Origin of the sequence: Mesorhizobium sp. M1399, assembly GCF_040317735.1 — a bacterium.
GTDB lineage: Bacteria > Pseudomonadota > Alphaproteobacteria > Rhizobiales > Rhizobiaceae > Mesorhizobium.
Genome location: NZ_JAMYKZ010000011.1, coordinates 230,776 through 254,559, shown reverse-complemented (window position 1 = coordinate 254,559; position 23,784 = coordinate 230,776). Strand labels below are relative to the sequence as shown.

Below are 23,784 nucleotides of genomic sequence, written 5' to 3'. Positions count from 1 at the left end.
TCTCCAGATACCCGCCCGGCTGTGCGCGTGGAGAAGCTTGTTGCCTATACTTGTCACCGGAGCCGCGGGGTTCATTGGCAGTCATGTTTGCCACCATCTGCTCAACCGGGGAGAAGCGGTCGTCGGCGTCGACAACATGAACGACTATTACGACCTGGCGCTCAAAAAGGGGCGGCTTGCCCGCCTTCTGCCCCGTAAGGATTTTTCGTTCCACCAGATCGATATTGCCGAACAGGGCGCGCTTGCGGCCGCTTTGGCCGGGAAAGGCATCGTCAGGATCGTGCATCTCGCAGCGCAGGCCGGCGTGCGTCACTCACTCGACAATCCACGGCTCTATATCCGTTCCAATGTCATGGGCCACCTCGAAGTGCTCGAATTCTGTCGCGCCGAACCGGCATTCGAGCATCTGGTCTATGCCTCGTCGAGCTCGGTCTATGGTGGCAACCGCAGCGTGCCGTTCAGCGAGGCCGATCAGGTCGACAAGCCCGTCTCGCTTTACGCCGCCACCAAGAAAACCGATGAACTGATGAGCCACACCTACGCCCATCTGTTCGGCATACCGCAGACCGGCCTGCGGTTTTTCACGGTCTATGGTCCCTGGGGCCGCCCCGACATGGCCTATTGGATGTTCAGCAAGGCGATGCTCGAGGGCAATCCGATCCGGGTCTTCAACAATGGCGAAATGTGGCGCGATTTCACCTACATAGACGATGTTGTGAAGGCGGTTGTCGCTGTGCTCGACAAGCCCCCCACGGACGTTCCGCCGAACAGGCTTTACAATGTCGGCAACAACCGGCCGGTGCGGCTGGGCGACTTCATCGACATTCTGGAAAGGCTGCTCGGGGTCAAGGCAATCCGCCACAACGAGCCGATGCAGGCGAGCGACGTCGAGAAGACTTATGCTGACATGACCGCGCTGGAGCGGGATTTCGGCTTTAGGCCTAGCGTTTCGATAGAGGACGGGCTGAAGAAGTTTGTCGATTGGTACCGGCCGTACTCGAAGCAGTAATTTGCACCGCTCGCTGTGACATCTCCTATCTCGATGCGAACCGATATCACTGGCATTCGGCCCAAATCCGCAACTGATCCGGCGCGAAGCTTTGAAGAACCTGGCCCATGGGCTCGTGCGACAGTAGCTCACCATCAAGCGTGACCTGGAGTGGGTACAAGTCGGACTGCAAAAAGCATCATACTGTCCTAACATCCTGTTAACCACATGCTCGCTGAAAAGTATCTGATTAACCTTTGAGGCGCTTATGAACGCTATGTTCTGTGGCTTGCTGTTCAGTATGAGCTGTGTAGATGTGCGGATTCGGGGGCTATTTCGGTTCAGTCCGGGATGCGGAAGCTTTGCTTGCGCGCATGACGTCTGCGATCGCCCATCGCGGGCCGGATGAACAAGGGAAATTCGTAGCGCCCGAAGCTGGACTTGGGCATGCGCGGCTGTCGGTGATCGGGATTGGTGATGGCCAGCAACCGATGTCCGACGAGACCGGCAATTTGACGATTGCGTTCAACGGCGAGATTTTCAATTACGTGGAATTGCGCGAAGGACTGCTGGCCAAGGGCCGACGCTTCCGCACGTCGAGCGACACAGAAGTTCTCCTGCAGCTGTATGACGAGATGGGCGAGGACTGCCTGTCGCTCCTGAACGGTGATTTCGCCTTCGCGATATGGGATAATCGGCGTCGGCGGATGGTGCTTGCAAGAGACCGCATGGGTGTTCGGCCGCTGTTCTACACCAGCAGGGACGGGGTGCTCTACTTTGCGTCGGAGATAAAAGCCCTGCTGAAGGTGCCCGGCGTCTCGGCCGAAATCGATCAGATCGCACTCGACCAGATCTTTACGCTGTGGGCGCCGATCGCTCCACGCACGGCTTTCCGCAACATCCACGAGCTGGAGCCGGGAAGCGTGATGATCGCGACACTGGGGCAAGTCACGGTCAAACCATATTGGCACCTAGACTACCCGTATCTCGACGCGCCATCAAAAATTAGCAATGAGGACGATGCGGCCGAAGAACTGCAGGCCCTTTTGACCGACGCGGTGAAGCTTCGCATGCGCGCCGACGTTCCGGTCGGTTCTTACCTTTCGGGCGGGCTCGATTCATCCCTCGTTTCGGCAATCGCGGCCGGCATGACTCCTCTTAAGCTGCAGACATTTTCCGTGACGTTCGACAGCGCCGAGCATGACGAAAGCGCCTTTCAGACCGAAATGGCGTTGGCGCTTGGCACCTATCATCGAACCATCGCCTGCCGTGCCGGCGATATCGCCGGTGTGTTTCCCGAAGTCATCCGCTTTGCCGAACGGCCGATCATCCGCACCGCCCCCGCCCCCCTCTATCAACTGTCCGGCCTCGTTCGCCAGGCCGGTTTGAAAGTGGTGCTGACAGGCGAAGGCGCCGACGAGGTCTTTGCCGGCTATGATGTCTTCAAGGAAGCGCGGGTTCGCCGTTTCTGCGGACGACAGCCGGCATCGCGCAGCAGGCCACAGCTGTTCCGCAAGCTTTATCCCTATCTGCCGGGGCTGCAACAGCAGTCCGTGGAGTACCTGGCTGCGTTCTTCGGCACCGGCAGCGCTGCCCTGGACGATCCGCTGTTCTCGCATCGGCCGCGTTTCAAGACCACATCAGCGGCGAAGATGTTCTTTTCCGGTGACCTGCGCGCGACATTGAAGGGCTATGACGCAGCCGAGGAACTGGCCAGCCGGTTGCCTGAGGCGTTTTCCCGGTGGCATCCGCTGCATCAGGGGCAATATCTCGAAACCCGCTTTCTCCTGCCGGGCTACATCCTCTCGAGCCAGGGCGACCGGATGGCCATGGCGCACGGTATTGAAGGGCGTTTCCCCTTCCTCGATCATCGTTTGGTGGAGTTTGCAGCAAGACTTCCGCCGGAAATGAAGCTGAAGGGACTGGTGGAAAAACACATACTGCGCAAAGTTGCCAAGCACTTGCTCCCGACGGCCATCGGGGAGCGCACCAAACAGCCTTACCGGGCGCCGGAAGCCCGCTCCTTCGTTGGAGCCGGAGAACTGGACTACGTGCGCGACTCGCTCAGCGAGGCGAGCATCGCCGCCGGAGGACTATTCAACGCCAAGGCGGTGGCGAACCTGCACGAGAAATGCCGCTTGCAGCCAGCGTCCGGGTTCCGCGACAATGCTGCCTTCGTCGGCATTTTGTCGACCCAACTGTGGCAGAAGATTTTCACCGGCCAAAAGGTCGGTACAGCACGAGCGGCCTGAGAAATCGAGGGAAGAAAACATCATGGTAACAATCAAGGACAAGGTCAAAACCTTTATCGTCGACAACTTCCTGTTCGGCGACTCGTCCTACGAGCTTGCAGACACGGCATCACTGATCGAGAACGACATCATCGACTCGACGGCCGTGCTGGAACTCGTAGCTTTCATTGAGGATGATTTCGGCATCGCGATGGTCGATACCGACATCGTACCGGCCAATCTGGATTCGATTGACCGTATCTCCGCCTTCATCAAGGCGAAAGCAGAAGCGCTGGCAGCGTAGGCGCAATTGGCGAGGAGCGTCCGTGCGGATCGAACATTTTCTGGCTGCCAAGGCCGCTGCCCATCCAGCCAAAACGGCATTGATCACCGAGCACAAAAGGCTGTGTTACGAAGAGCTGGACGATCTCTCAAGCCGCCTGGCCGCCGCCCTTTTCACGAATGGCGTCAGGCGCGACGACCGCGTCCTGATCTTCATGGACAATTGCTGGGAGGCTGCGGTTTCGATTTTCGCAGTTCTTAAGGCAGGCGCGACTTTCAGTCCGATCAACGCATCTACCAAGGCCGAAAAGCTTGCCTACATCATCGCCGATTGCGACGCAGCTGCGATCCTTACGCAAGCAAAACTGATGCCCTTGGTCGCCGAGGCGTCCGGATCCTCCGGCAAGACCGGCATCTTCGTGGCTTCCACCCTTGGTGCGGATAACCAATGCCCGGCAGGCGCCACATCCCTGGCGGATTGCTTGACGTTCCAAGCCAGGGAGATTGACCACCGCGGCATTGACGTCGATCTTGCGATGTTGATCTACACCTCGGGCTCGACCGGCCGGCCCAAGGGCGTGATGATGACGCACCGCAATTGCGACGCGGCGGCCGACTCAATCACCACCTATCTGCGCAATTCGCCGGACGACATCATCTTGAATGTTCTGCCCCTGGCTTTCGACTACGGGCTCTATCAGTTGCTGATGGCTGTCAGGCTCGGCGCCACGCTCGTGCTCGAGAAGTCCTTCGCTTTTCCCCAGGCGGTCTTTGAACGTATCCGCCAGGAAGGCGTCACCGGTCTTCCGCTCGTGCCCACGATGGCAGCGATGATCCTGCAGATGCGTGACCTGGCGCCGGGCTTCCTGCCCAGCCTTCGCTATATTTCCAACACGGCGGCTGCCTTGCCGCCGGCTCACATAGAACGCCTGCGGTTTCTTTTCCCCGATGTCAGGCTCTATTCGATGTATGGCCTGACGGAATGCAAGCGCTGCACCTATCTGCCACCCGAGGAACTCGACCACCGGCCGGGGTCGGTCGGGATAGCCATTCCGAACACCGAGGCCTTTGTCGTCGACGACTACGGGCAACGAGTGCCGCCGGGCGTAGCAGGTGAGTTGGTCATTCGCGGGCCGCACGTCATGCAGGGTTATTGGCGAAACGAAGCTGCGACGGCACAAGCCCTTCGCCCAGGTCCGAATCCTTGGGAGATGGTTCTCTACACCGGCGATCTGTTCCGGGCCGACGAGGAAGGCTTTCTTTATTTCGTCGGCCGCAAGGACGACATCATAAAGTCGCGGGGGGAGAAAGTCGCGCCCAAGGAAGTGGAAGCCGTGCTTCACGCGCATCCGGGCATCGCGGAAGCAGTGGTTGTCGGTGTGCCGGATCCCGTGCTCGGGCATGCGATCGGTGCACTCATCGTACGGTCCGACCCGGCGCTTAGCGAAAAGGATATCATTCGTCATTGTGCACGCCACCTTGAGGACTTTATGGTCCCCAGGGTCATCGAGTTCCGCCGGGAACTGCCGAAGACCGATACCGGCAAGGTCAGTCGTCGGCTTGCGGCAGAAACCATGGAGGCCGCTCAATGAATGTTCGCCCCGCCAAGGACGCGCGGACCTTTCTGGCGCAGGCTCTGGCGATCGACCTGGCCGCCGAAACGGACCGTGTCGTAACGGCTTTGCGTCAGCAGTTGCGCGGGTTTCGCAAGCGGGGCCTTGTGCTCGGTCTTTCGGGCGGGATCGATTCGAGCGTGTCGGTCGCGTTGGCCGCGCGAGCCGTCGGACCGCGGAATGTGCTTTGCCTGTTCATGCCGGAAAGCGATTCCGATCCCGAAAGTCTGCGGCTCGGCCGCCTCGTCGCCGAAACTTTTGGCGTCGAGGCTATCGTAGAGGATATCGGGCCGACCCTGAGCGCGATGGGCTGCTACCAGCGTCGCGACGCCTTTATCCGCGAATTGGTCCCGGAATACGCCGAAGGCTGGGCCTCGAAGATCGTGATCGCGAACGCCCTCGAGGGCAAGGGCTACAATATCTCATCCCTGGTGGTGCAGGATCCGGAAGGCAAGCAGACGAAACTGAGAATGCCGTTGCCTGTCTATCTTGGTATCGTCGCCGCCACCAACATGAAACAGCGCACCCGCAAGCAGATCGAATACTATCACGCCGACCGCTTGAACTTCGCCGTCCTTGGAACGCCGAACCGGCTGGAATACGATCAGGGTTTCTTCGTGAAGAACGGTGACGGCGCAGCGGACGTCAAGCCGATCGCGCACCTCTATAAAACGCAGGTCTATGCGCTGGCGGCCCATCTCGGTGTTCCGGAGGAAATCCGGAACCGGCCGCCGACCACCGATACCTACTCGCTGGCGCAGACCCAGGAGGAGTTCTACTTCTCGCTTCCTTATGACCGTATGGATATTTGCCTTTACGGCCTCAACAACGGCGTGGCGGCTGAGCTGGTGGGGCAGGCGGCGGGGTTGGCCGCCTCACAAGTGGAACGCGTCTGGGCCGATATCATCGCCAAACGCAAGGCGACGCGTTATCTGCACCAGCGTCCGCAACTCGTTGATGAAGTCGAGGAAATCGGCACCTGAACCGCCTCGAAACCGGGCCACGGATGGACGGTTCGATTTGAACGTGTCCCGACTCTAGCTGAAACGGCTCCCGATCAGCCGGCTCCACTGCTCGCCCGCAAGACCGTTCAGGAAGACTTGCGAGTTCTTCATGGCGTCCAACAGCTCTGGATCACGTGAATGCACCACCGTTGAGGCAACGGTCAGGAAAGCGATGCGTCGTCCAAGCATCGCCTCCAGAAGTGCAGGTTGAACACGTCCGCGCAGGCCGCTGACGCCGCGCGCGGCGGCATGATCGATAAGGCAGTCTATCACCGAGCCCGCCTGGCCGGGGAGGGCGAGGATCTGCAGCACGCGACCAATTTGATACTTCCGTGCGTAATAGGCGAAAGCGCCGACATTGTTGCCGACTGGCGATGTCACGCAACCGAAGACAAGCTCGCCTAAATCCGGCTTCTGTGCCGCATCGGTCAGGATGTGGTCGAGTTGGCCTTCCGTCCAATCCGGGCGCAGGGCGAATTGAGCGGTAAACGGCTCGATGAGCTTGGCAAATGTGTGGCTGTCGATTTCGGATATCCGAAATGCTCCGTGGCCTGCCCCTTCCACCGCCACACCTGACCAGCGTCGTTCGCTGGGCGTCATCCTCCTGCAATAAAATCGGTCGACGGCACGCGCCAACGGATTGAGCATTCGGGCAAGCGTCAGGCGATTGGCGGAAAGGCTGAGCATGAAGGCCGCGGGGCGCATCACGCGGACCCAGTCAAGGCTGTATTGCGGCAGGACCGCGCCGCGCAGCCGGGTCCACAATTTCACGGAGATATCGTTGGCCGTCTCGCTGAAGGAGATGTCCTGCGGACCATCAAGGTATGCTTTCAGCAAGCGGGCGCCGGCCAGCGGATCGTGCTCATGGTCCTCGACCATGAGCGAGCTACAGATGGCGGCGCGTAGTTGTCGGCCGTTGAACGTCATCGGCAGCACGTGGACACCGACAAATCCGGAGACGCGACCGGCGTCGTTGACATGGACAAGCGACCGGAGGTCGCCGCCGCAACCGGGCGCATCCAGATAAAACCGTCTCATGTATTCGACGAGAGAGGCCGGCGCTTTCGTCCCTTCCTTCAGCAGCACGCGCTGAAACATGTCCGCGACTGCCGGGAGGTCGGCGCCTTGCAAGGCGCGAATGATGCTCAAGCCCGGCTCCCGGCACCGAAGTCCCGTCCGCCGAGCTTCCGGGCCAAGGCGACACGAGGCACGAGAACATCGGACGCGAGTTCCAACTCGACGCCCATGAAGCCGTGCAACCTCGACCAGTTGCGGTCGCCCCGGTGACTGAACGGAGTGCTGAATTGCTGCGGCAAGGTGGACCCTTTGCTTGACCGACGAAAACCGGCGTCATTGCTGCTAGCAGATTCAGGTAAACCGATATTAAAGTCGTTGCTTTGAATGGTAGCGAACCAGGTTGTCCGGCCTCATACCTGGACATCAGTAATTTTGGTTCCCGGCGGACTCTACACGACCAGCGGCATGAGTTGCGTGCTCCGCGTCGAACCGTTTCGGCTGGCCAAAGTTTCGTGTGGCGGCTCTTGACTGGGGGCGCGGGCGTAATACGGTGAGACAAATACCGGCTCTGGCCGCCGGGCGGCAAGAATGCCTCGTATGCCTCGCCTTGCGGCGGTGGCTGCGGGGCATTGTCATTTTGAGGCTTTGCTTGAAACGGCATATCGAGATCGGCATTCTCTATTCGCGGTCCGGCAACTACCGGCTGGTGTCCGAATCCTGCCGTGCGGGCGCGATGAACGCCATCGCCGACGTCAACGCCGATCCCGTTGTCCCCTTCGAATTCATCCCGGTCGAGCGCGACCCGCAGGGCAACATCGATCGGTATGCAAGCGGCTGCGCGGACATTCTCGCCAACAGCGGCGCGCGTCACATCATTGGCTGCGTCACCTCGTGGAGCCGCAAGGAGGTCATTCCAATCCTGGAAAGGGCAGGCGGCACGCTGTGGTATGCCTGCCCGTACGAGGGCTTCGAAGCCAATGAGCATGTCGTCTACACCCACGCCTGCCCCAATCAGCATCTGGTACCGCTACTTGCCTATGTCGTGCCTCGTTTCGGCGCCGACGGCTTCCTGCTCGGTTCCAACTACATCTGGGGTTGGGAGACCAACCGTGTGGCGCGCGACCTGATTGCGGACGCCGGCGGCAAGGTGCTGGGCGAACGCTATCTGCCGCTTGGCGAGGTCGATGTTGCGAGGCTGATCGCGGAGGTACAGGCGACGAGACCTGATTTCATTCTGAACAATCTCATCGGCCCTTCTTCCTATGCGTTTATCGCCGCCTATGCCGAGCTTGGCCGGCGCGACCCGCATTTCAGGCCGGAGCGTTGCCCGATCCTGTCCTGCAATCTCACGGAATGCGAATTGCCGGCGCTCAACGGGGCAGGGGATGGTCATCTTTCCGTTGGGCCCTATTTTCACGACACCTCGGGGGCGGATCGCGGAGCGGCTTCAGTGTCTTCCGTCATGCCTGCCTCATCCTTCGAGGCGGCGGCTTATGCCTCGGTGCGCACGCTCGCCGAGATCCTCACCCGCAACCCCGGTGCACAATGGACGGACCTGCCCAAGGTCTTTGCCGGAACATCATTTCGAACACCGCTGGGCGACATCGCCATCGATCCGCAAACCCAGCACGCTACCTTGCCGGTGCAGATCGGACGTATCGATGGGACATCGTTCAAAACGGTCACGCTGACGAAGGGCGTGGCACCCGATCCCTACCTTTCCCGCTATGACCGGACGGAGACGTTCGGGCGGGCACGCCTGCGGGTGGTGTCGTGAGCAAGATGGCGCGTATCCCGAACCTTGGAGGCGCCAGGGCTTTTGTCCTGCATCGTCCACATCCGACCGTGCAGGCGATCACAAGGCAATTGTCGGCCATCGGCCTTGAGGCGATTGGCTTCTGGCCGGAACTGCCGGCCGAAGCCTTGGCGGCGGACTTCGTTTTCTTCGACGTAGACCTCGGCTTTGACGAGCAATTTCCGTGGAAGCCGGGCGAGGCACCGATGCCGCTGATAGCGCTGATCGGCTCCGAGGCGCCGGGGCGTGTCGAATGGGCACTGTCGCACAAGGCCGATGCCCAATTGCTGAAACCGGTCGGCAACGCCGGCGTCTATAGCGCGCTTTTGATCGCAAGGCAGAGTTTCGAGGCGCGCAAGCTTCTGGCCAGCGAGATCGCCTCGCTTCGTCAGCGGGTCGCGGAGCGCCAGACCATCGTACGCGCGGTGGAGGTCTTGTCGAAGGGCGCCGAGGACGGCCGTGCCTATGCGCAGCTCCGCTCGCTGGCGATGAGCTGGCAAATCAGCGTCGAGGACGCCGCGCGCCGGATCGTGGCGATGACACAAGAAGAAGGCGACGATGACCAATCCGATCGCGCCTGAACTTTCAGCCGCCGGGCGTATGCCAGCCAAGCCTCGCGCCGGCGTCTGGCGACGTCTGCTAAAACGGCCTCTCGCTTTGTTCGGCCTCGGGATTGTTGCCCTTGTCTTGGCCGGCGCCATTCTTGCACCGTGGCTGACAGGCTACGATCCGAACGAGCAGATGTTTGACGGGCTCACGCTTGAAGGCGCGCCACTGCCGCCTGGAGTCCAATTCTGGCTAGGCACCGACCTGCTTGGCCGCGACCTGCTGACCCGTCTCCTCTTCGGCGCGCGCACGTCGCTGATCATCGGCATAGTCGCCAACGGCGTGGCGCTTCTGATCGGCACGCTGGTCGGCATCATGGCCGGCTATTTCCGCGGCTGGATCGGCAGCGCGCTTATGCGCTTCACCGATTTGATGATGGCTTTCCCGGCGCTGCTGCTCGCCATCTGCCTGGCGGCGGTACTCCAGCCGAGCCTGTGGATCGTCGCCATGGTGATCGCATTGGTGAACTGGGTGCAGACCGCCCGCGTCATCTACACCGAGACAAGTTCGCTCGCCGAGCGCGAGTTCATCGATGCCGAGCGCACTATCGGCGCAAGCGCCCCACGCATCCTGTTCCGTCATATCCTGCCGCACCTTTTGCCGACGATCATCGTCTGGGGCACGCTCGGCATCTCGACCACTGTGCTTCTGGAAGCGACGCTCAGCTATCTCGGTATCGGCGTGCAACCGCCGACTGCTTCCTGGGGCAACATCATCTTCGAAAACCAGACCTATTTCCAGGCAGCGCCCTGGCTGGTTTTCTTTCCGGGTGCGGCGATCCTGGCGCTGGCGTTGGCCTTTAACCTGGTCGGCGATGCGCTGCGCGACATCCTCGATCCGACGCAAAGGGGGCGGGCATGATCGCCTATCTCGGCCGCCGCGTTGTCCAGGCCGTGCTCATCTTGCTCGGCGTCTCTCTGATCACCTTTGCGCTGCTCTATCTGCTGCCCGCCGATCCCGTCCGCCAGATCGCCGGCCGCAGCGCCACGCCCGAGACGGTCGAGAACATCCGCCGGCAGCTCGGCCTCGACCAGCCCTTTGTCGTCCAGTATTGGCACTATCTGATCAGCCTGCTCAGCGGCGATCTGGGGCGCTCCTACATTCAGCGCTCGGAGGTCACGGAGCTTATCGTCTCGCGTCTGCCGGCAAGCCTGCTGCTGATGGTCGGCGCCATTGCTTGCGAAGTCGTGATCGGGCTGACGATGGGCCTCATCGCCGCCGTCAAGCGTGGCACCGCCACCGACCAGTCGCTGATGGTCGCCTCCTTCGTCGGTGTTTCGGCGCCGCAATTCGTCGTGGGCCTGCTGCTGCTTTATGTATTCGCGGTGCGGCTCGGCTGGTTCCCGATCGGCGGTTACGGCACCTGGCGCCATCTGGTGCTGCCATCGCTGACCATGGGAATTCTCGGCGCCGGCTGGTACGCCCGCATGATGCGCTCGTCGATGATCGACGTGCTGCGCCAGGATTACGTGCGTACCGCGCGTGCCAAGGGTCTTGCACGCAGCGCCATTATCTTCCGGCACGCGCTGCCCAACGCCATCCTGCCGGTCATTGCCATGATCGGCATCGACATCGGCATCTTCATGGGCGGCATCGTGGTTGTCGAAAGCGTGTTCGGCTGGCCAGGCATCGGCCAGCTAGCCTGGCAGGCCATTCAGCGCATCGACATTCCGATCATCATGGGGGTCACCCTGGTTTCGGCCTTTGCCATCGTGCTCGGCAATCTCCTGGCCGACACTGTCGCACCGTTCATCGATCCACGCATCAAGCTCAGATGAAAACCAAGAACACCAGAGAAAGGGAACATGACATGAGAAAATATCTGATATCGACCGTGGCGGCATCGGCGCTTGCGCTGGTGCTTGGCATGACGAGCGTACGCGCCGAAGACGCCGTCGATCCGAATGCCAAGCAGGGCGGCGCGATCACCATCACCTACAAGGACGACGTCGCTACGCTCGATCCGGCCATCGGCTATGACTGGCAGAACTGGTCGATGATCAAGAGCCTGTTCGACGGGCTGATGGACTACGAGCCGGGCACCACCAACCTGCGGCCCGACCTTGCCGAGAGCTACGAGATTGCGCCCGACGGCAAGACCTTCACCTTCAAGCTGCGCCAAGGAGTGAAGTTCCACAATGGCCGCGAGATGACCGCCGACGACGTGAAATATTCTCTCGACCGGGTCACCAATCCAAAGACACAGAGCCCTGGTGCCGGCTTCTTCGGGTCGATCAAAGGCTATGACGATGTCGCTGCCGGCAAGGCGGAAAGCCTGGCCGGCATAACCGTCGTCGATCCCTACACGATCAAGTTCGAGCTGACCCGGCCCGACGCCACCTTCCTGCATGTCATGGCGATCAACTTCTCGCACGTCGTGCCGAAGGAAGAGGTCGAAAAATACGGCGCGGACTTCGGCAAGCACCCGGTCGGAACCGGCGCCTTCAAGCTCGCCGAATGGACGCTCGGCCAGCGCGTGGTCTTCGAGCGCAACCCGGACTACTGGCACAAGGACCTGCCGCATCTCGACAAGATCACCTTTGAGATCGGCCAGGAGCCGATAGTGGCGCTGCTGCGGCTGCAGAAAGGCGAGATCGACGTTCCCGGCGACGGCATTCCGCCAGCGAAATTCCAGGAGGTGATGGCCGATCCCGAGCAGAAGGCCCGTGTCGTCGAGGGCGGCCAGTTGCACACCGGCTATATCACCATGAATACCACCATGGCGCCGTTCGACAATCTGAAGGTGCGGCAGGCGGTCAACATGGCGATCAACAAGGACCGCATCGTCCAGCTGATCAACAACCGTGCGGTGCCGGCCAATCAGCCATTGCCGCCGTCGATGCCTGGCTACGACAAAGAATTCAAGGGCTATCCCTATGACGTAGCCAAGGCCAAGGCCTTGCTTGCCGAGGCGGGGCATCCCGGTGGTTTTGACACGCAGCTGTTTGCAATGAATACCGATCCCAACCCGCGTATCGCGCAGGCCATCCAGCAGGATCTGGCGGCGGTCGGCATTAAGGCCAGCATCCAGTCGCTCGCGCAGGCCAACGTCATCGCCGCCGGCGGCGACAAGGCCGGTGCGCCGATGATCTGGTCCGGCGGCATGGCCTGGATCGCCGACTTCCCCGATCCGTCGAACTTCTACGGCCCGATCCTCGGCTGCGCTGGTGCCGTCCCGGGCGGCTGGAACTGGTCGTGGTATTGCAACAAGGAGCTCGACGCCAAGGCGGCCGAAGCCGACTCCATCGTCGACCCGGCCAAGGCTGGCGAACGCGCCAAGATGTGGAGCGAGATCTACGGCAAGATCATGGACGACGCGCCCTGGGCACCGGTGTTCAACGAGCAGCGTTTCACCATGAAATCAACCCGCATGGGTGGCGCGGACAACCTCTATGTCGACCCGGTCCACATCCCGATCAACTACGACAATGTGTATGTGACCGATGTGCAATAACTGCGACTACACCATCCACGGGCGCCACCATCATTTCGGCTGGGACAATTCCTTTGTCCCGGCCGAACGGGTGGCGCCAGGGTCGACGATCGAGTTCCAGTGCCTGGACTCGTCCGGCGGGCAGCTGACGATGGAGAGCACCGTTGACGACGTTGCTTTGCTCGATTTTGCCAAGGTGAACCCGGTCACTGGGCCAATCTATGTCGACGGGGCAGAGCCGGGCGATGCCCTGAAAATCACCATCGAGGCGTTCAAGCCGTCCGGCTTCGGTTGGACAGCGAATATCCCGGGATTCGGTCTGTTGGCGGATGACTTCACTCAACCGGCACTGAATATCTGGAAGTACGACGCCGCCTCGCTCGAACCGGCGCTGTTCGGCAAGAGCGGCTGGGTGCCGCTCAAGCCCTTCGCCGGCACCATCGGCAATGCCCCGGCTGAGCCGGGTCTGCATTCGGTGGTCCCGCCGCGGCGGGTGGGCGGCAATCTGGACATCCGTGATCTCGCTGCCGGCACGGTGCTCTACCTGCCCGTAGAGGTCGCGGGAGCGTTGTTCTCGGTCGGTGACACGCACGCCGCGCAAGGCGACGGCGAGGTCTGCGGCACGGCCATCGAGAGCCCCATGAACGCCGTGCTGACGCTCGATCTGGTCAAGGATGCCCGGCTGCGGACGCCGCGTTTCACGACGCCCGGTCCGGTGTCGCGACATCTCGACGCCAAGGGCTATGAGGTGACAACCGGTATCGGGCCGGATCTGATGGACGGCGCCAGGAGCGCCGTCTCGCAGATGATAGACCTGCTCTCCGGCCGCTACGGTATGGATCCGGTAGACGCCTATATGCTTGTGTCGGTTTGCGGCGACCTGCGCATCAGCGAGATCGTTGACATGCCCAACTGGGTGGTTTCTTTCTACTTCCCGCGCTGCGTCTTTGAATGAAGGTGGAGGACATCAAACGATCCGGGCAGGCCGCCGCGGAGAGTGGCTCTGTCAGGCCGGTACTCAGCGTCTCAGGTCTGAGCGTCGCCGTGCGCGGCGAAGAGGGCGACCGCGACGTCGTTTCCGACCTGACATTCGACCTGATGCGCGGCGAAACGCTTTGCATCGCCGGCGAGTCCGGTTCCGGCAAGTCGATGACGGCGCTGGCCATCATGGGCTTGCTGCCGCAGCCGGCGGCACGCATCAGATCAGGCTCCATCCGGCTCGGCGATCAGGATCTCGCGGCTCTTAGCGAGAGTGGTATGCGCCGCATCCGCGGCGACCGCATTGCCATGATCTTTCAGGAACCGATGACATCGCTCAATCCGGTTCTTTCCATCGGCCGGCAGCTCACGGAGGCGATCGCGGCACACACCTCGCGGTCGCGCTCCAACTCGCGGCTGAGGGCGCTCGAGGCGCTGAAGGCAGTCCGAATTCCGGATGCCGAACGGCGGCTCGAGCACTATCCGCACGAACTCTCAGGCGGCATGCGCCAGCGCGTGATGATTGCCATGGCTCTGGCCCTGAATCCGGATGTGCTGATCGCCGATGAACCGACGACCGCCCTCGACGTCACCGTTCAGGGCGAGGTGCTGGAGTTGCTGCGTGACCTGCAGCGCGAGCACGGCACCAGTGTTATCCTGATCACGCACGACATGGGTGTCGTCGCCGAGATGGCGGACCGCGTTATCATCATGCGCGATGGCCGGATGGTCGAGCAGGGCAGCGCGACCGACATCTTCACCCGCCCGCAGGCAGATTATACGCGCGAGCTTCTGGCCGCCGTGCCACGCATCGGCGGCGGACGGCCGGCCGAAGACCGACAAGACGCCGCCCACATGCCGGCCGAGCTTGTATCCGTCAGCGATCTTCACGTCCGCTTCGACCTGCGCGGCGGCTTCTTCGGTCGCGTTGACCGCAGGGTGCACGCGGTCGAGGGCGTCAGTTTCTCGATCGCGCCGCACGAAACGCTGTCGCTGGTCGGCGAATCGGGCTGCGGCAAGTCGACGACGGCCAAGGCGATCGCCGGGCTGGTGCCCTACACCGGCAGCATTTCAATCGGCAGCCACGACTTGTCGGCGCTCAGCCGCAAGGAGCGCAAGGCTGTACGCCGCAATGTGCAGATGATCTTTCAGGATCCCTTCGCGTCCCTCGACCCGCGCATGCGAGTAGGCGATCTCGTCGCCGAGCCTCTGCTGATCCACGGCCTCGGCGACAAAGAGCAACGGCACGCCCAGATCGCCGCACTGTTCGAACGCGTCGGCCTCTCCGCTGACCAGATGGAGCGCTATCCCCACGAATTCTCCGGCGGGCAGCGCCAGCGAATCTGCGTTGCACGGGCGCTGGCGCTGCGACCAAAGCTGATCATTGCCGACGAGAGCGTCTCTGCTCTCGATGTGTCGGTGCAGGCGCGCGTGTTAAGATTGCTGAAGGAACTGCAGCGCGAATTCGGCGTCGCATATCTCTTCATCTCGCACGACATGGCGGTGGTAGAGAACATCTCCGATCGCGTGGCGGTAATGTATCTGGGGCAGATCGTCGAGATGGGCACCCGCGACCAGATTTTCTCCAACCCGCGCCATCCTTACACAAAGCGGCTGATCGAAGCCGTTCCGGTTCCCGATCCAGGCCGGCGCCGCGCCCGGTTCGCCCGTTTGGACAGCGAAATTCCAAGCGCTGTGCGGCGCATCGGTGACGAGCCCCGGAAACTCAAGCTTGAAGATGTTGGCGACGGCCACCTCGTCGCCACTTGATCAGCTTAGGCCGCCTCGTCCAGCCAATCCGCAGACGCTCGGGGACAGCAGCATATGTGATGCTCGGGCGGCAGGATGTGATCGGTGATGGCGCTGCCGCGGCAGCGCCAATCGGCGATGCCGAGTTGGCAAGATCGCCAGTTTACATCTGACATGTTAGCGTGCTAACGCTACGTGCACATTGATTTCAACGGAGATCGCATTGGCTTCCCGCTTTGGTCTTTCGGTTGCCTTAGCCACACCCTTCGACCCGTCGGGGCAGATAGCGCTCGCGCCGATGATCGCGCACGCCCGAGCCTGCCTTGGCGCCGGCTGCAGCAGCGCGACGCTGTTCGGCACCACCGGGGAAGGAGCCTCGGTGGGCACCGACGAGCGGCGGATCGTCACCGAAGCCATGTTGGCGGCCGGTATACCGGCACATCAGCTCGTCGCCGGCGTGCTGGTCGATGCAATCGAAGATGCCGCCGATCAGGCTCGGCACGCTTTGCAGCGCGGCGTTCGCAACATTCTGCTCGCTCCGCCGAGCTACTTCAAGAATGTCGGCGAGAACGGGCTGTTCGGATGGTTTTCCGCCGTCTTCGCCGCACTCGGCCCGCTGGCGCGTGATGTGCTCCTCTATAACATCCCCTCTGTCACCATGGTGCCGCTCCCGCTTGGGCTGATCGGCCGGTTGCGCGCCGCCTTTCCCGCTGTGGTGGCCGGGGTGAAGGATTCCGGCGGGGACTGGAGCTACAGTGAGGCGCTGCTTGAAGCGCATGGCGATCTGGTGATCCTGATCGGCGACGAACGGCATCTGGCGAGAAGCGTGCGCCGCGGCGGACAGGGTGCGATTTCCGGCATGGCTAATTTTGTTACCGGCGAAATCCTCGCAATGGTCGAAGACGGCCGCGACGACCCACGCGTCGAGGACTTCGTGCTCGAATTGCTCAAATACCCGGTCACACCGGCGGTGAAGGTCATGGTCGCGCGCACGACCGGCGACGAGCGCTGGCTGGCGGTCCGCCCGCCCCTGGAGGCGATCGGCCCACAAGGACGGCGGCAGCTTGCCGCGGCCTACGACAGGCTGTTTGCGACAGAGGCGGCCTGACCGACAAGGCCGGGCTGGCCGACAAGGAAGCGAGCTGAAGTGGAAGACGGCAGCGAACCGATCACTCTCCGGGAGAAAGCCTATGCCAGCTTCACGCGGCATTTGCTGGCCCGTGATCTGCGGCCGGGGCAGTTCGTGTCACAGCGCGAACTGGTCGCTTTCACCGGGCTGCCGCTGGGCGCTATTCGCGAGATCGTCCCGCGTCTCGAGGCCGAGGGATTGCTGACCACCATCCCGCAGCGCGGCATGCAAATCGCGCACATCGACATCAATCTGATCCGCGAGGCCTTTCAGTTTCGGCTATTCATGGAACGCGAGGCGGTGGCGCTATTCACGGCCAGCGCTTCAGATGCCGAACTTGCCCGCATGCGGCGCGAACACGAGGAGATGCTGGCTCAAGCTCTGGGGCAGGCGCCGACGCCGGAAATGGAAGCCAAGGCCCAGACCATCGACTGGGCCATGCACGATACCTTTATCAATGCGCTGGGCAACGAGATCATCGCCAAGGCCTATCTGGTCAACTCGGTGAAAATCCGGCTGATCCACCAGGAGCGTTTCCGCATCGACGGTCGCGTGGTGCCGGTGATGCGCGAACATTTGGCGGTCATCGAAGCCATGGAGAGCCGCAATTCGCAAAAGGCGGTTGAAGCGATCAGTCTGCATATCGACAATGCGCGCCGGCTGGCGCTCCAGATCTGAGGAAATATAGCCGCGCCGCGGTTCGCGGCGCATCCACAACGACAGCAACCGGGAGGAAGAAATGTCGTCCAATCTGTTCAACCCAACCAGGAGGCAACTCCTTGCCGGAACCGCGGCGCTCACCGCCGCCGGCCTTGTGGGGCTCCGCCCTAGCTTTGCCGCAGGCGTCGACTGGAAACGCTTTGCCGGGACGACGCTTGACGTCAATCTGGTGAAAAGCCCGCGCAGCGACACCATCCTGAAATATCTCGCCGAGTTCGAGGAACTGACCGGCATCAAGGTCAATGCCGAGGCCACGCCCGAGCAGCAGCAGCGCCAGAAGACGGTGATCGAATTGAGCTCGGGCAAGCCCAGCTTCGACGTCGTGCATCTGAGCTACCACGTGCAAAAGCGCCAGTTCGAGAAAGGTGGCTGGCTGGCTGACATCGCCGGCTACCTCGCCGACCCGTCGCTCACCGACCCGGGGTTGGTCGAAAGCGACTTCGCCGAGGCCGGCATGCTGTTTGCCAAGGACGGCCAGGGCGTGCTGCGCTCGCTACCCTTCTCGGTGGACTACTGGATACTCTATTGGAACAAGGAGCTGTTCGAGGCCAAGGGCCTCAAATACCCCGAGACCTTCGAGCAACTGGTGGCCGCCGCCGAAGCGCTGACCGACCCGTCGACCAATACATACGGCTTCGTCGCCCGCGGGCTCAAGAACGCAAATACGCCGGTGTGGACATCGCTGATGCTCGGCTACGACATGACGCCGCTCGACGACAAGGGCAAGCTGCGCACCGAGGCTCCCGAGGCGATCGAGGCTGCCGCGCTCTATCAAAGATTGATGACCAAGTCCGCCCCTCCGGGCGTCACCGGGTTCAATTGGGCCGAAGCACAGTCTGCCTTCCTGCAAGGCAAGATCGGCATGTGGCTCGACGGCGTGGGTTTTGCCCCGCCGATGGAAAACCCGGAAAAATCGAGGGTGGTCGGCAAGGTCGGCTACGGCGTCATGCCCAAGGGTCCCAAGGCGCATGCCTCGGGCACCTTTGGCGACGGGATTGGCGTTACCGCCGCCAGCGAGAAGAAGGAGGCCGCCTATCTGTTCTGCCAGTGGGCGGTATCGCCAGCCATGGGCGCGAGGCTGTTGCAGGCCGGCGCCGGCGTTCCGTTCCGCAAATCCGTGCTGGAGGATCCCAAGGTGCGCGAAGGCGTCACTATGCCGGCAAGCTGGCTTGATGCCGTGATCGGCTCAGGCAATATCAGCCGGCTGGCGCTGCCGGTCATCATTCCCGTCACCGAATTCCGCGACATCTATGGCGTGGCGCTGACCAACATGATTGCCGGCGCCGATCCCGCCGCCGAGCTGAAGAAGGCCACCGAGCAGTTCCAGCCGGTTCTCGACAGGAGCGAGCAGGGCTGATGTCGGCCACCACCCCAGAACAGACCGGGGTGACGATGCCGGTTATCGACGGGAGCCAGACGATCCGGCTGGCTCCCAACTACTGGCCTTTCGTTGTCCCCGCACTCGTCGTCGTTGGCGCCGTCATCGTTTTTCCTTGGGCTTTCACGCTGTGGATGAGCGTCAACCGCTGGACGCTCGGCCAGTCGCGGAGCTTTGCCGGGATGGAAAACTACCTCCGCCTGGCAAGCGACCCACGTTTCTGGGAATCCCTTGTTCATACGTTGACCTACACCTTCCTCTCGGTTGCAGCGCCGATGCTCCTGGGCACCCTGGCCGCCCTGATCTTCGACGCCAGGTTTCCGCTGCGCGGTCTGCTGCGCGGCGTCTTCGTCATGCCGATGATGGCGACGCCCGTTGCTGTGGCACTGGTTTGGACCATGATGTTCCATCCTCAGCTCGGCGTACTCAACTACTTGCTGTCGCTGGTCGGCATCCCGGCTCAGGAATGGATATTCAATGCCAACACGGTCATCCCGTCGCTGGTTGCGGTCGAGACCTGGCAGTGGACGCCGCTGGTCATGCTGATTGTGCTGGGTGGGCTGGCTTCGGTGCCGCGCGAGCCCTTCGAAAGCGCCGAGATCGACGGCGCCAATGCCTGGCAGCAATTCCGCTATCTCACTTTGCCGATGATCGCACCGTTCCTGATGATCGCGGTCATCATCCGCACCATCGATGCGCTGAAGAGCTTCGACATCATCTACGCGATGACCCAGGGCGGGCCGGGCACGGCCTCGGAAACCATCAACATCTATCTCTACAACACCGCCTTCTCCTACTACGATATCGGTTACGGTTCGGCCATGGCCGTGGTGTTCTTCATTGTCATCGTGGCCCTGTCTTTTGTCCTGCTGATGCTGCGCCAACGCTCGCAGTGGATCGATACGGAGGGCAAATAGATGAGTTCACGGCTGCTCAACCAGATCGGTCTGTTTTTCGCTGCCCTGGTTTTCGTCTCGCCGGCGATCCTGTTCTTCCTCTGGATGATCTCGCTGTCGCTGAAGTTCGAAATCGACAACGGTGCCTATCCGCCGATCCTGATCCCCGAACGTTTCGCCTGGTCGAACTATGTAAAGGTGTTCGAGGAGAACAATTTCCTGCTCTATCTCTGGAATTCGGTTCTGGTGACCGGCACGGCGACCTTGCTGGCGCTGCTGATCGGCGTACCGGCCGGCTATGGCATCGCGCGGCTCAAGGCCGAGCGATCCGCCGTCGTCATCATGATCGCCCGCATGACGCCTGGGCTATCCTATCTCATCCCGCTGTTTCTGCTGTTCCAATGGATCGGGATTCTCGGCACGCTCTGGCCGCAGATCATCATCCACCTGGTGGTGACGGTGCCGATCGTGGTCTGGGTGATGATCGGCTATTTCGAGACCACGCCGATGGAACTGGAAGAGGCAGCCAATATCGACGGCGCCAGCTCCTGGCAGGTTTTCCGGCTGGTTGCCCTGCCCATCGCCAAGCCGGGCATCGTCGTCGCCTTCATCCTGTCCGTGATCTTCTCGTGGAACAATTTCGTCTTCGGCGTGGTGCTCGCCAGCCGGGAGACGCGCACATTGCCGGTCGCCGTCTACAACATGCTGTCCTACGAGCAGGTCAGCTGGGGGCCGCTCGCCGCGGCGGCGCTGGTGGTGACGCTGCCGGTGCTGATCCTGACCATGTTCGCGCAAAGGCAGATCGTCGCGGGGTTGACCGCCGGCGCCGTCAAGGGCGGCTGAGACGCGTCCGGACATCACTTTTTTTCCAGGAAAGATCCAATGGCATCGGTAACGATCAACAACGTGCAGAAGGCCTTCGGGGCCACCAAGATTATTCACGACGTCAGTGTCGATATCGCCGACGGCGAGTTCGTCATCCTGGTCGGCCCGTCGGGATGCGGAAAGTCGACGCTGCTGCGCATGATTGCCGGACTTGAAACGATCTCGGGCGGGAGGATCGCAATCGGCGAGCGCATGGTCAACAATCTGCGGGCGCGAGACCGGAACATCGCGATGGTGTTCCAGAACTATGCGCTCTATCCGCATATGACTGTGGCCGACAATATGGGCTTTGCCCTGAAGATCAAGAAAGCCGACCCGGCCGACACCGCTGGCCGGGTCCGGAAGGCAGCCGGCATTCTTGGCCTGGAAAAGCTGCTTGACCGCTATCCGCGCCAGCTTTCCGGCGGCCAACGCCAGCGCGTCGCCATGGGCCGCGCGATCGTACGCGACCCGCAGGTTTTTCTGTTCGACGAGCCGCTCTCCAACCTCGACGCCAAGTTGCGCGTCCAGATGCGCGGCGAGATCAAGGCCCTGCACCAGCGGCTGGGTACCACGACGATCTATGTCACGCACGACCAGATCGAGGCCATGACCATGGCCGACAAGATCGTCGTGCTGCATGACGGCCTGGTCGAGCAGATCGGCGCGCCGCTTGACCTCTACGACCATCCCGCCAATCTCTTCGTTGCCGGTTTCATCGGCTCGCCCGCGATGAACTTCATCGCCGGCCGCATCGAGGAGGGCGTGTTCCGCAGCGCCGGCGGGTTGATCCTGCCGTTGCCGGAAGGCACCCAGCCGGCGGATGCCGCAGGACGTGAACTCGTCTACGGCATTCGCCCGGAACATATCCGGGCAACCGGGCAGGGCATGCCGGGCACGGTCACTCTTCTCGAGGCGACTGGCTCCGAAATCTTCGCCAGGGTCGACTGCTCCGGTGAAGAAATCTCCTGCCTCTTCCGAGAGCGGCTTGCGCTCAAGCAAGGCGAAGGGGTGCGGATCGAGATCGACCGCGCATGTGCGCATCTGTTCGACGCAGCAACCGGTCGGCGCATCTGACCCTATGGTCTGGTGAATGCGTGGTCGGCCTCAGGTCGGCAACGCGAATTCAACGGCAAGTTCGATGGCGCGGCCTTCGCGGGCCGATCTCTGGGCGGCGAGACCCATGACGACGGCCCACCAGCCGTCTTGCAAGGTCACTTCCACTTTGCCTTGTCCGCGCACCGCAGCGGTGAAGCGGACATGCTCGAAATAGGTCGAACCGTTATGGTCGCCTGCCTCGAGCAGCCGGGGGTCGACGGGAATCTCCAGCAGGCGTGGTCCAGGCGGATTGCGCGGGCTGACGATCAACTGGGGCACTGGCGCAGGGCCAAGGTGGGTCGGCCAGAAGCGACCGGGACCCGGCACCAGACATTCGATCTTTCCGTCGCCGCCGACAGCGCAGAGTTCCTCCTGGTAGCGGCTGCCCTCGGCGAACATGCAGAGTTCCAGCATGGCGCGCGCACCGCTCGCGAAATCAACCAGCACATAGCCATGGTCAAGGATATCCGGCCTCTCACCGCCGTAGCGTTCGTCGAGATGGTTTACGGCCTGTCCAGCGCTCGCCATCACGCGGACGGGGTCGGATCCGAGGATCAGCCGCATCAGGTCGAAGAAGTGGCAGCACTTCTCGACGAATGTGCCGCCGGTGTTGCGGTTGAAGCGGTTCCAGTCGCCGACCTTGGCCAGAAATGGGAAGCGGTGCTCGCGGACCGTCAGCATGCGGATGCCGCCGGTGGCGTGGCGGGCCTGCTCGACGAATGCGGCGACGGGCGGCATATAGCGGTATTCCATGGCCACCCAGACGAGCGGAAGCCGAGCTTTCAGCGCCGCGATCCGCCCCTCGCCACCGGCGTCGGTGAAGAGCGGCTTTTCCACCAGCACCGGCAGTGGTCGAAGTGCGGCGATCTGCTCCATCTGACCGAGGTGCTGGTGGTTGGGGCTGGCAATCAAGACGCAGTCTACCTCGTCCATGGCCAGCAGTTCGGCGATCGATGCCGCCGATCGCGCGCCCGACGCCGTCGCCAGCGACGCCGCCAACATGCCGGGGTCCGGCTCGAAGATCGCGGCCACATGCGCGTCGGGCAACAGAGCGATGTTGCGGATGTGCTCGCGGCCCATCATGCCGCAGCCGATGATGCCGTAGCCGATCGATGATCTGGTCACGCTGCGACTTCCTCCGGCCTATCTGAAACGCGTGACGTAGCGCGCCGCGCCCGGATCGAACCAGCTGCGGGAATATTCCGCGCTGGCGCCGTCGCCAGCCCAGGCGATACGTTCAATGAAACCCACGACCGTCCCCGGCGGTGGCCTGAACTCGAGCGGGACCCAGTCCGGCGCGGGTGCGACGGCAACATGGTCTTCGGCCCGAACGATCGTAAAGCCGAGCGCGAGCCGGTAGTGGAGATAGAGGGATTCCGACAGGTCCTCGCGCTTGAGCCGCTCGGCGCGGCTGACGTCGAGCCAGATCTCCTCGACCGCGGCCGGCTCGCCGTCGAGCCGCCGCAGCCGGCGTATACGGTGGGCTTCGCCGGCGCTGCCGAATTGCGGCAGGTCGGCGGGCTTGGGCAGCCGCTCGACGGACAGCACGTCGGCGCTCGGCAGGCCGCCACCGCCGATGCGCTCCAGGCGAAAGAAGGCATAGATCCCGAGCAAGTCGCCGCGCGCTCGCACATAGTTACCCGAGCCCTGGATGCGATCGAGAAGGCCCTTTTCGGTCAAATCTGCCAGCGCGCGCCTGAGCGTGCCGACGGCAATCCCGAGGCTCGCGGCCATCTCGCGCTCGGGCGGCAGCCGCGCCCCGTCGGGCAGCCGTCCGGCCGCGATTTCGCGGATCAGCATTTCGCTGGTCTGCAAGTGCACAGGCAAGGGCCCGCGCATCTGGCTGGATCGGTGGCCTGGGTCCGCCCTTGTCAAATGCATCGGTGTTCCAATCGCATCTCGGTTTCGGGTTTGGCTCCAAAATTGATACAGTATTGATCTACACAGAAACGAATGCTACGCAAGCCCTATTCGCAGCTCCGGACGTCATTGAGTGGCCCGGA

At 62.2% G+C, this 23,784-nt stretch carries 21 protein-coding genes; 18 read left to right on the top strand and 3 right to left on the bottom strand.

The window, feature by feature from the left end:
* The first annotated feature begins 40 nt into the window (after positions 1-40).
* The 5 genes from NKH05_RS21035 (at position 41) to nadE (ending at position 6,097) form a co-directional block, all read left to right on the top strand.
* The gene (locus NKH05_RS21035) at positions 41-1,009 is read left to right on the top strand and encodes an NAD-dependent epimerase/dehydratase family protein (RefSeq protein WP_352483699.1); all 969 of its coding nucleotides are present in this window, start codon (positions 41-43) and stop codon (positions 1,007-1,009) included.
* A gap of 293 nt (positions 1,010-1,302) precedes the next feature.
* A complete protein-coding gene (gene asnB / locus NKH05_RS21030) occupies positions 1,303-3,240 on the top strand; it encodes an asparagine synthase (glutamine-hydrolyzing) (RefSeq protein WP_352846088.1) in 1,938 nt (645 codons plus the stop codon).
* A gap of 19 nt (positions 3,241-3,259) precedes the next feature.
* On the top strand, positions 3,260-3,523 hold the full coding sequence (locus NKH05_RS21025; RefSeq protein WP_156948004.1) for an acyl carrier protein: 264 nt from the start codon (positions 3,260-3,262) through the stop codon (positions 3,521-3,523).
* A gap of 22 nt (positions 3,524-3,545) precedes the next feature.
* Positions 3,546-5,093: a class I adenylate-forming enzyme family protein gene (locus tag NKH05_RS21020; protein ID WP_352483697.1), complete on the top strand. Its 1,548-nt coding sequence runs from the start codon at positions 3,546-3,548 to the stop codon at positions 5,091-5,093.
* Positions 5,090-6,097 (top strand): NAD(+) synthase, encoded by a 1,008-nt coding sequence (nadE, locus tag NKH05_RS21015; protein WP_352483696.1) that lies wholly within the window; start codon positions 5,090-5,092, stop codon positions 6,095-6,097. The genes NKH05_RS21020 and nadE overlap by 4 nt, the downstream gene beginning before the upstream one ends.
* Positions 6,098-6,151: 54 nt before the next feature.
* Here nadE and NKH05_RS21010 read toward each other — a convergent pair whose 3' ends face one another.
* Positions 6,152-7,267, bottom strand: a complete 1,116-nt coding sequence (locus NKH05_RS21010; RefSeq protein ID WP_352483695.1) for a hypothetical protein — start codon at positions 7,265-7,267, stop codon at positions 6,152-6,154.
* Positions 7,268-7,784: 517 nt separating this feature from the next.
* Here NKH05_RS21010 and NKH05_RS21005 point away from each other — a divergent pair.
* The 13 genes from NKH05_RS21005 to NKH05_RS20945 all read left to right on the top strand — a co-directional run bounded on the left by NKH05_RS21005 (position 7,785) and on the right by NKH05_RS20945 (position 21,760).
* Complete coding sequence (locus tag NKH05_RS21005) at positions 7,785-8,912, top strand: transporter substrate-binding protein (protein WP_352483694.1); 1,128 nt, start codon at positions 7,785-7,787, stop codon at positions 8,910-8,912.
* On the top strand, positions 8,909-9,511 hold the full coding sequence (locus NKH05_RS21000; RefSeq protein ID WP_023716955.1) for an ANTAR domain-containing response regulator: 603 nt from the start codon (positions 8,909-8,911) through the stop codon (positions 9,509-9,511). The genes NKH05_RS21005 and NKH05_RS21000 overlap by 4 nt, the downstream gene beginning before the upstream one ends.
* Before the next feature lie 19 nt (positions 9,512-9,530).
* Positions 9,531-10,397 (top strand): ABC transporter permease, encoded by an 867-nt coding sequence (locus NKH05_RS20995; protein WP_352895095.1) that lies wholly within the window; start codon positions 9,531-9,533, stop codon positions 10,395-10,397.
* Complete coding sequence (locus NKH05_RS20990; RefSeq protein ID WP_352483693.1) at positions 10,394-11,314, top strand: ABC transporter permease; 921 nt, start codon at positions 10,394-10,396, stop codon at positions 11,312-11,314. Before NKH05_RS20995 ends, NKH05_RS20990 begins: the two co-directional genes overlap by 4 nt.
* Positions 11,315-11,346: 32 nt before the next feature.
* Positions 11,347-12,990, top strand: a complete 1,644-nt coding sequence (locus NKH05_RS20985; protein WP_352483692.1) for an ABC transporter substrate-binding protein — start codon at positions 11,347-11,349, stop codon at positions 12,988-12,990.
* Positions 12,980-13,924: an acetamidase/formamidase family protein gene (locus NKH05_RS20980; RefSeq protein WP_352547584.1), complete on the top strand. Its 945-nt coding sequence runs from the start codon at positions 12,980-12,982 to the stop codon at positions 13,922-13,924. Before NKH05_RS20985 ends, NKH05_RS20980 begins: the two co-directional genes overlap by 11 nt.
* Positions 13,921-15,717 (top strand): ABC transporter ATP-binding protein, encoded by a 1,797-nt coding sequence (locus NKH05_RS20975; protein ID WP_352963980.1) that lies wholly within the window; start codon positions 13,921-13,923, stop codon positions 15,715-15,717. The genes NKH05_RS20980 and NKH05_RS20975 overlap by 4 nt, the downstream gene beginning before the upstream one ends.
* A gap of 202 nt (positions 15,718-15,919) precedes the next feature.
* Entirely contained in the window at positions 15,920-16,804 is an 885-nt protein-coding gene (locus NKH05_RS20970; RefSeq protein WP_023716962.1) for a dihydrodipicolinate synthase family protein, read from the top strand.
* Between the two features lie 39 nt (positions 16,805-16,843).
* Positions 16,844-17,503 carry a GntR family transcriptional regulator gene (locus tag NKH05_RS20965; protein ID WP_023716963.1) on the top strand — a complete coding sequence of 220 codons (660 nt, stop codon included), beginning with the start codon at positions 16,844-16,846 and terminating at the stop codon, positions 17,501-17,503.
* 61 nt (positions 17,504-17,564) lie between these two features.
* Positions 17,565-18,902 (top strand): extracellular solute-binding protein, encoded by a 1,338-nt coding sequence (locus NKH05_RS20960; RefSeq protein ID WP_023716964.1) that lies wholly within the window; start codon positions 17,565-17,567, stop codon positions 18,900-18,902.
* Positions 18,903-18,937: 35 nt separating this feature from the next.
* On the top strand, positions 18,938-19,840 hold the full coding sequence (locus NKH05_RS20955) for a carbohydrate ABC transporter permease (protein WP_245274609.1): 903 nt from the start codon (positions 18,938-18,940) through the stop codon (positions 19,838-19,840).
* Positions 19,841-20,662, top strand: a complete 822-nt coding sequence (locus tag NKH05_RS20950; protein ID WP_023674179.1) for a carbohydrate ABC transporter permease — start codon at positions 19,841-19,843, stop codon at positions 20,660-20,662.
* A 39-nt stretch (positions 20,663-20,701) separates the two neighbouring features.
* A complete protein-coding gene (locus tag NKH05_RS20945) occupies positions 20,702-21,760 on the top strand; it encodes an ABC transporter ATP-binding protein (protein WP_023716965.1) in 1,059 nt (352 codons plus the stop codon).
* Between the two features lie 30 nt (positions 21,761-21,790).
* Here the strand turns inward: NKH05_RS20945 and NKH05_RS20940 are convergent, their stop codons facing one another.
* Positions 21,791-22,864: a Gfo/Idh/MocA family protein gene (locus NKH05_RS20940; protein WP_502895933.1), complete on the bottom strand. Its 1,074-nt coding sequence runs from the start codon at positions 22,862-22,864 to the stop codon at positions 21,791-21,793.
* A 60-nt stretch (positions 22,865-22,924) separates the two neighbouring features.
* Positions 22,925-23,581, bottom strand: a complete 657-nt coding sequence (locus NKH05_RS20935) for a GntR family transcriptional regulator (protein WP_245278494.1) — start codon at positions 23,579-23,581, stop codon at positions 22,925-22,927.
* Positions 23,582-23,784: the final 203 nt, after the last annotated feature.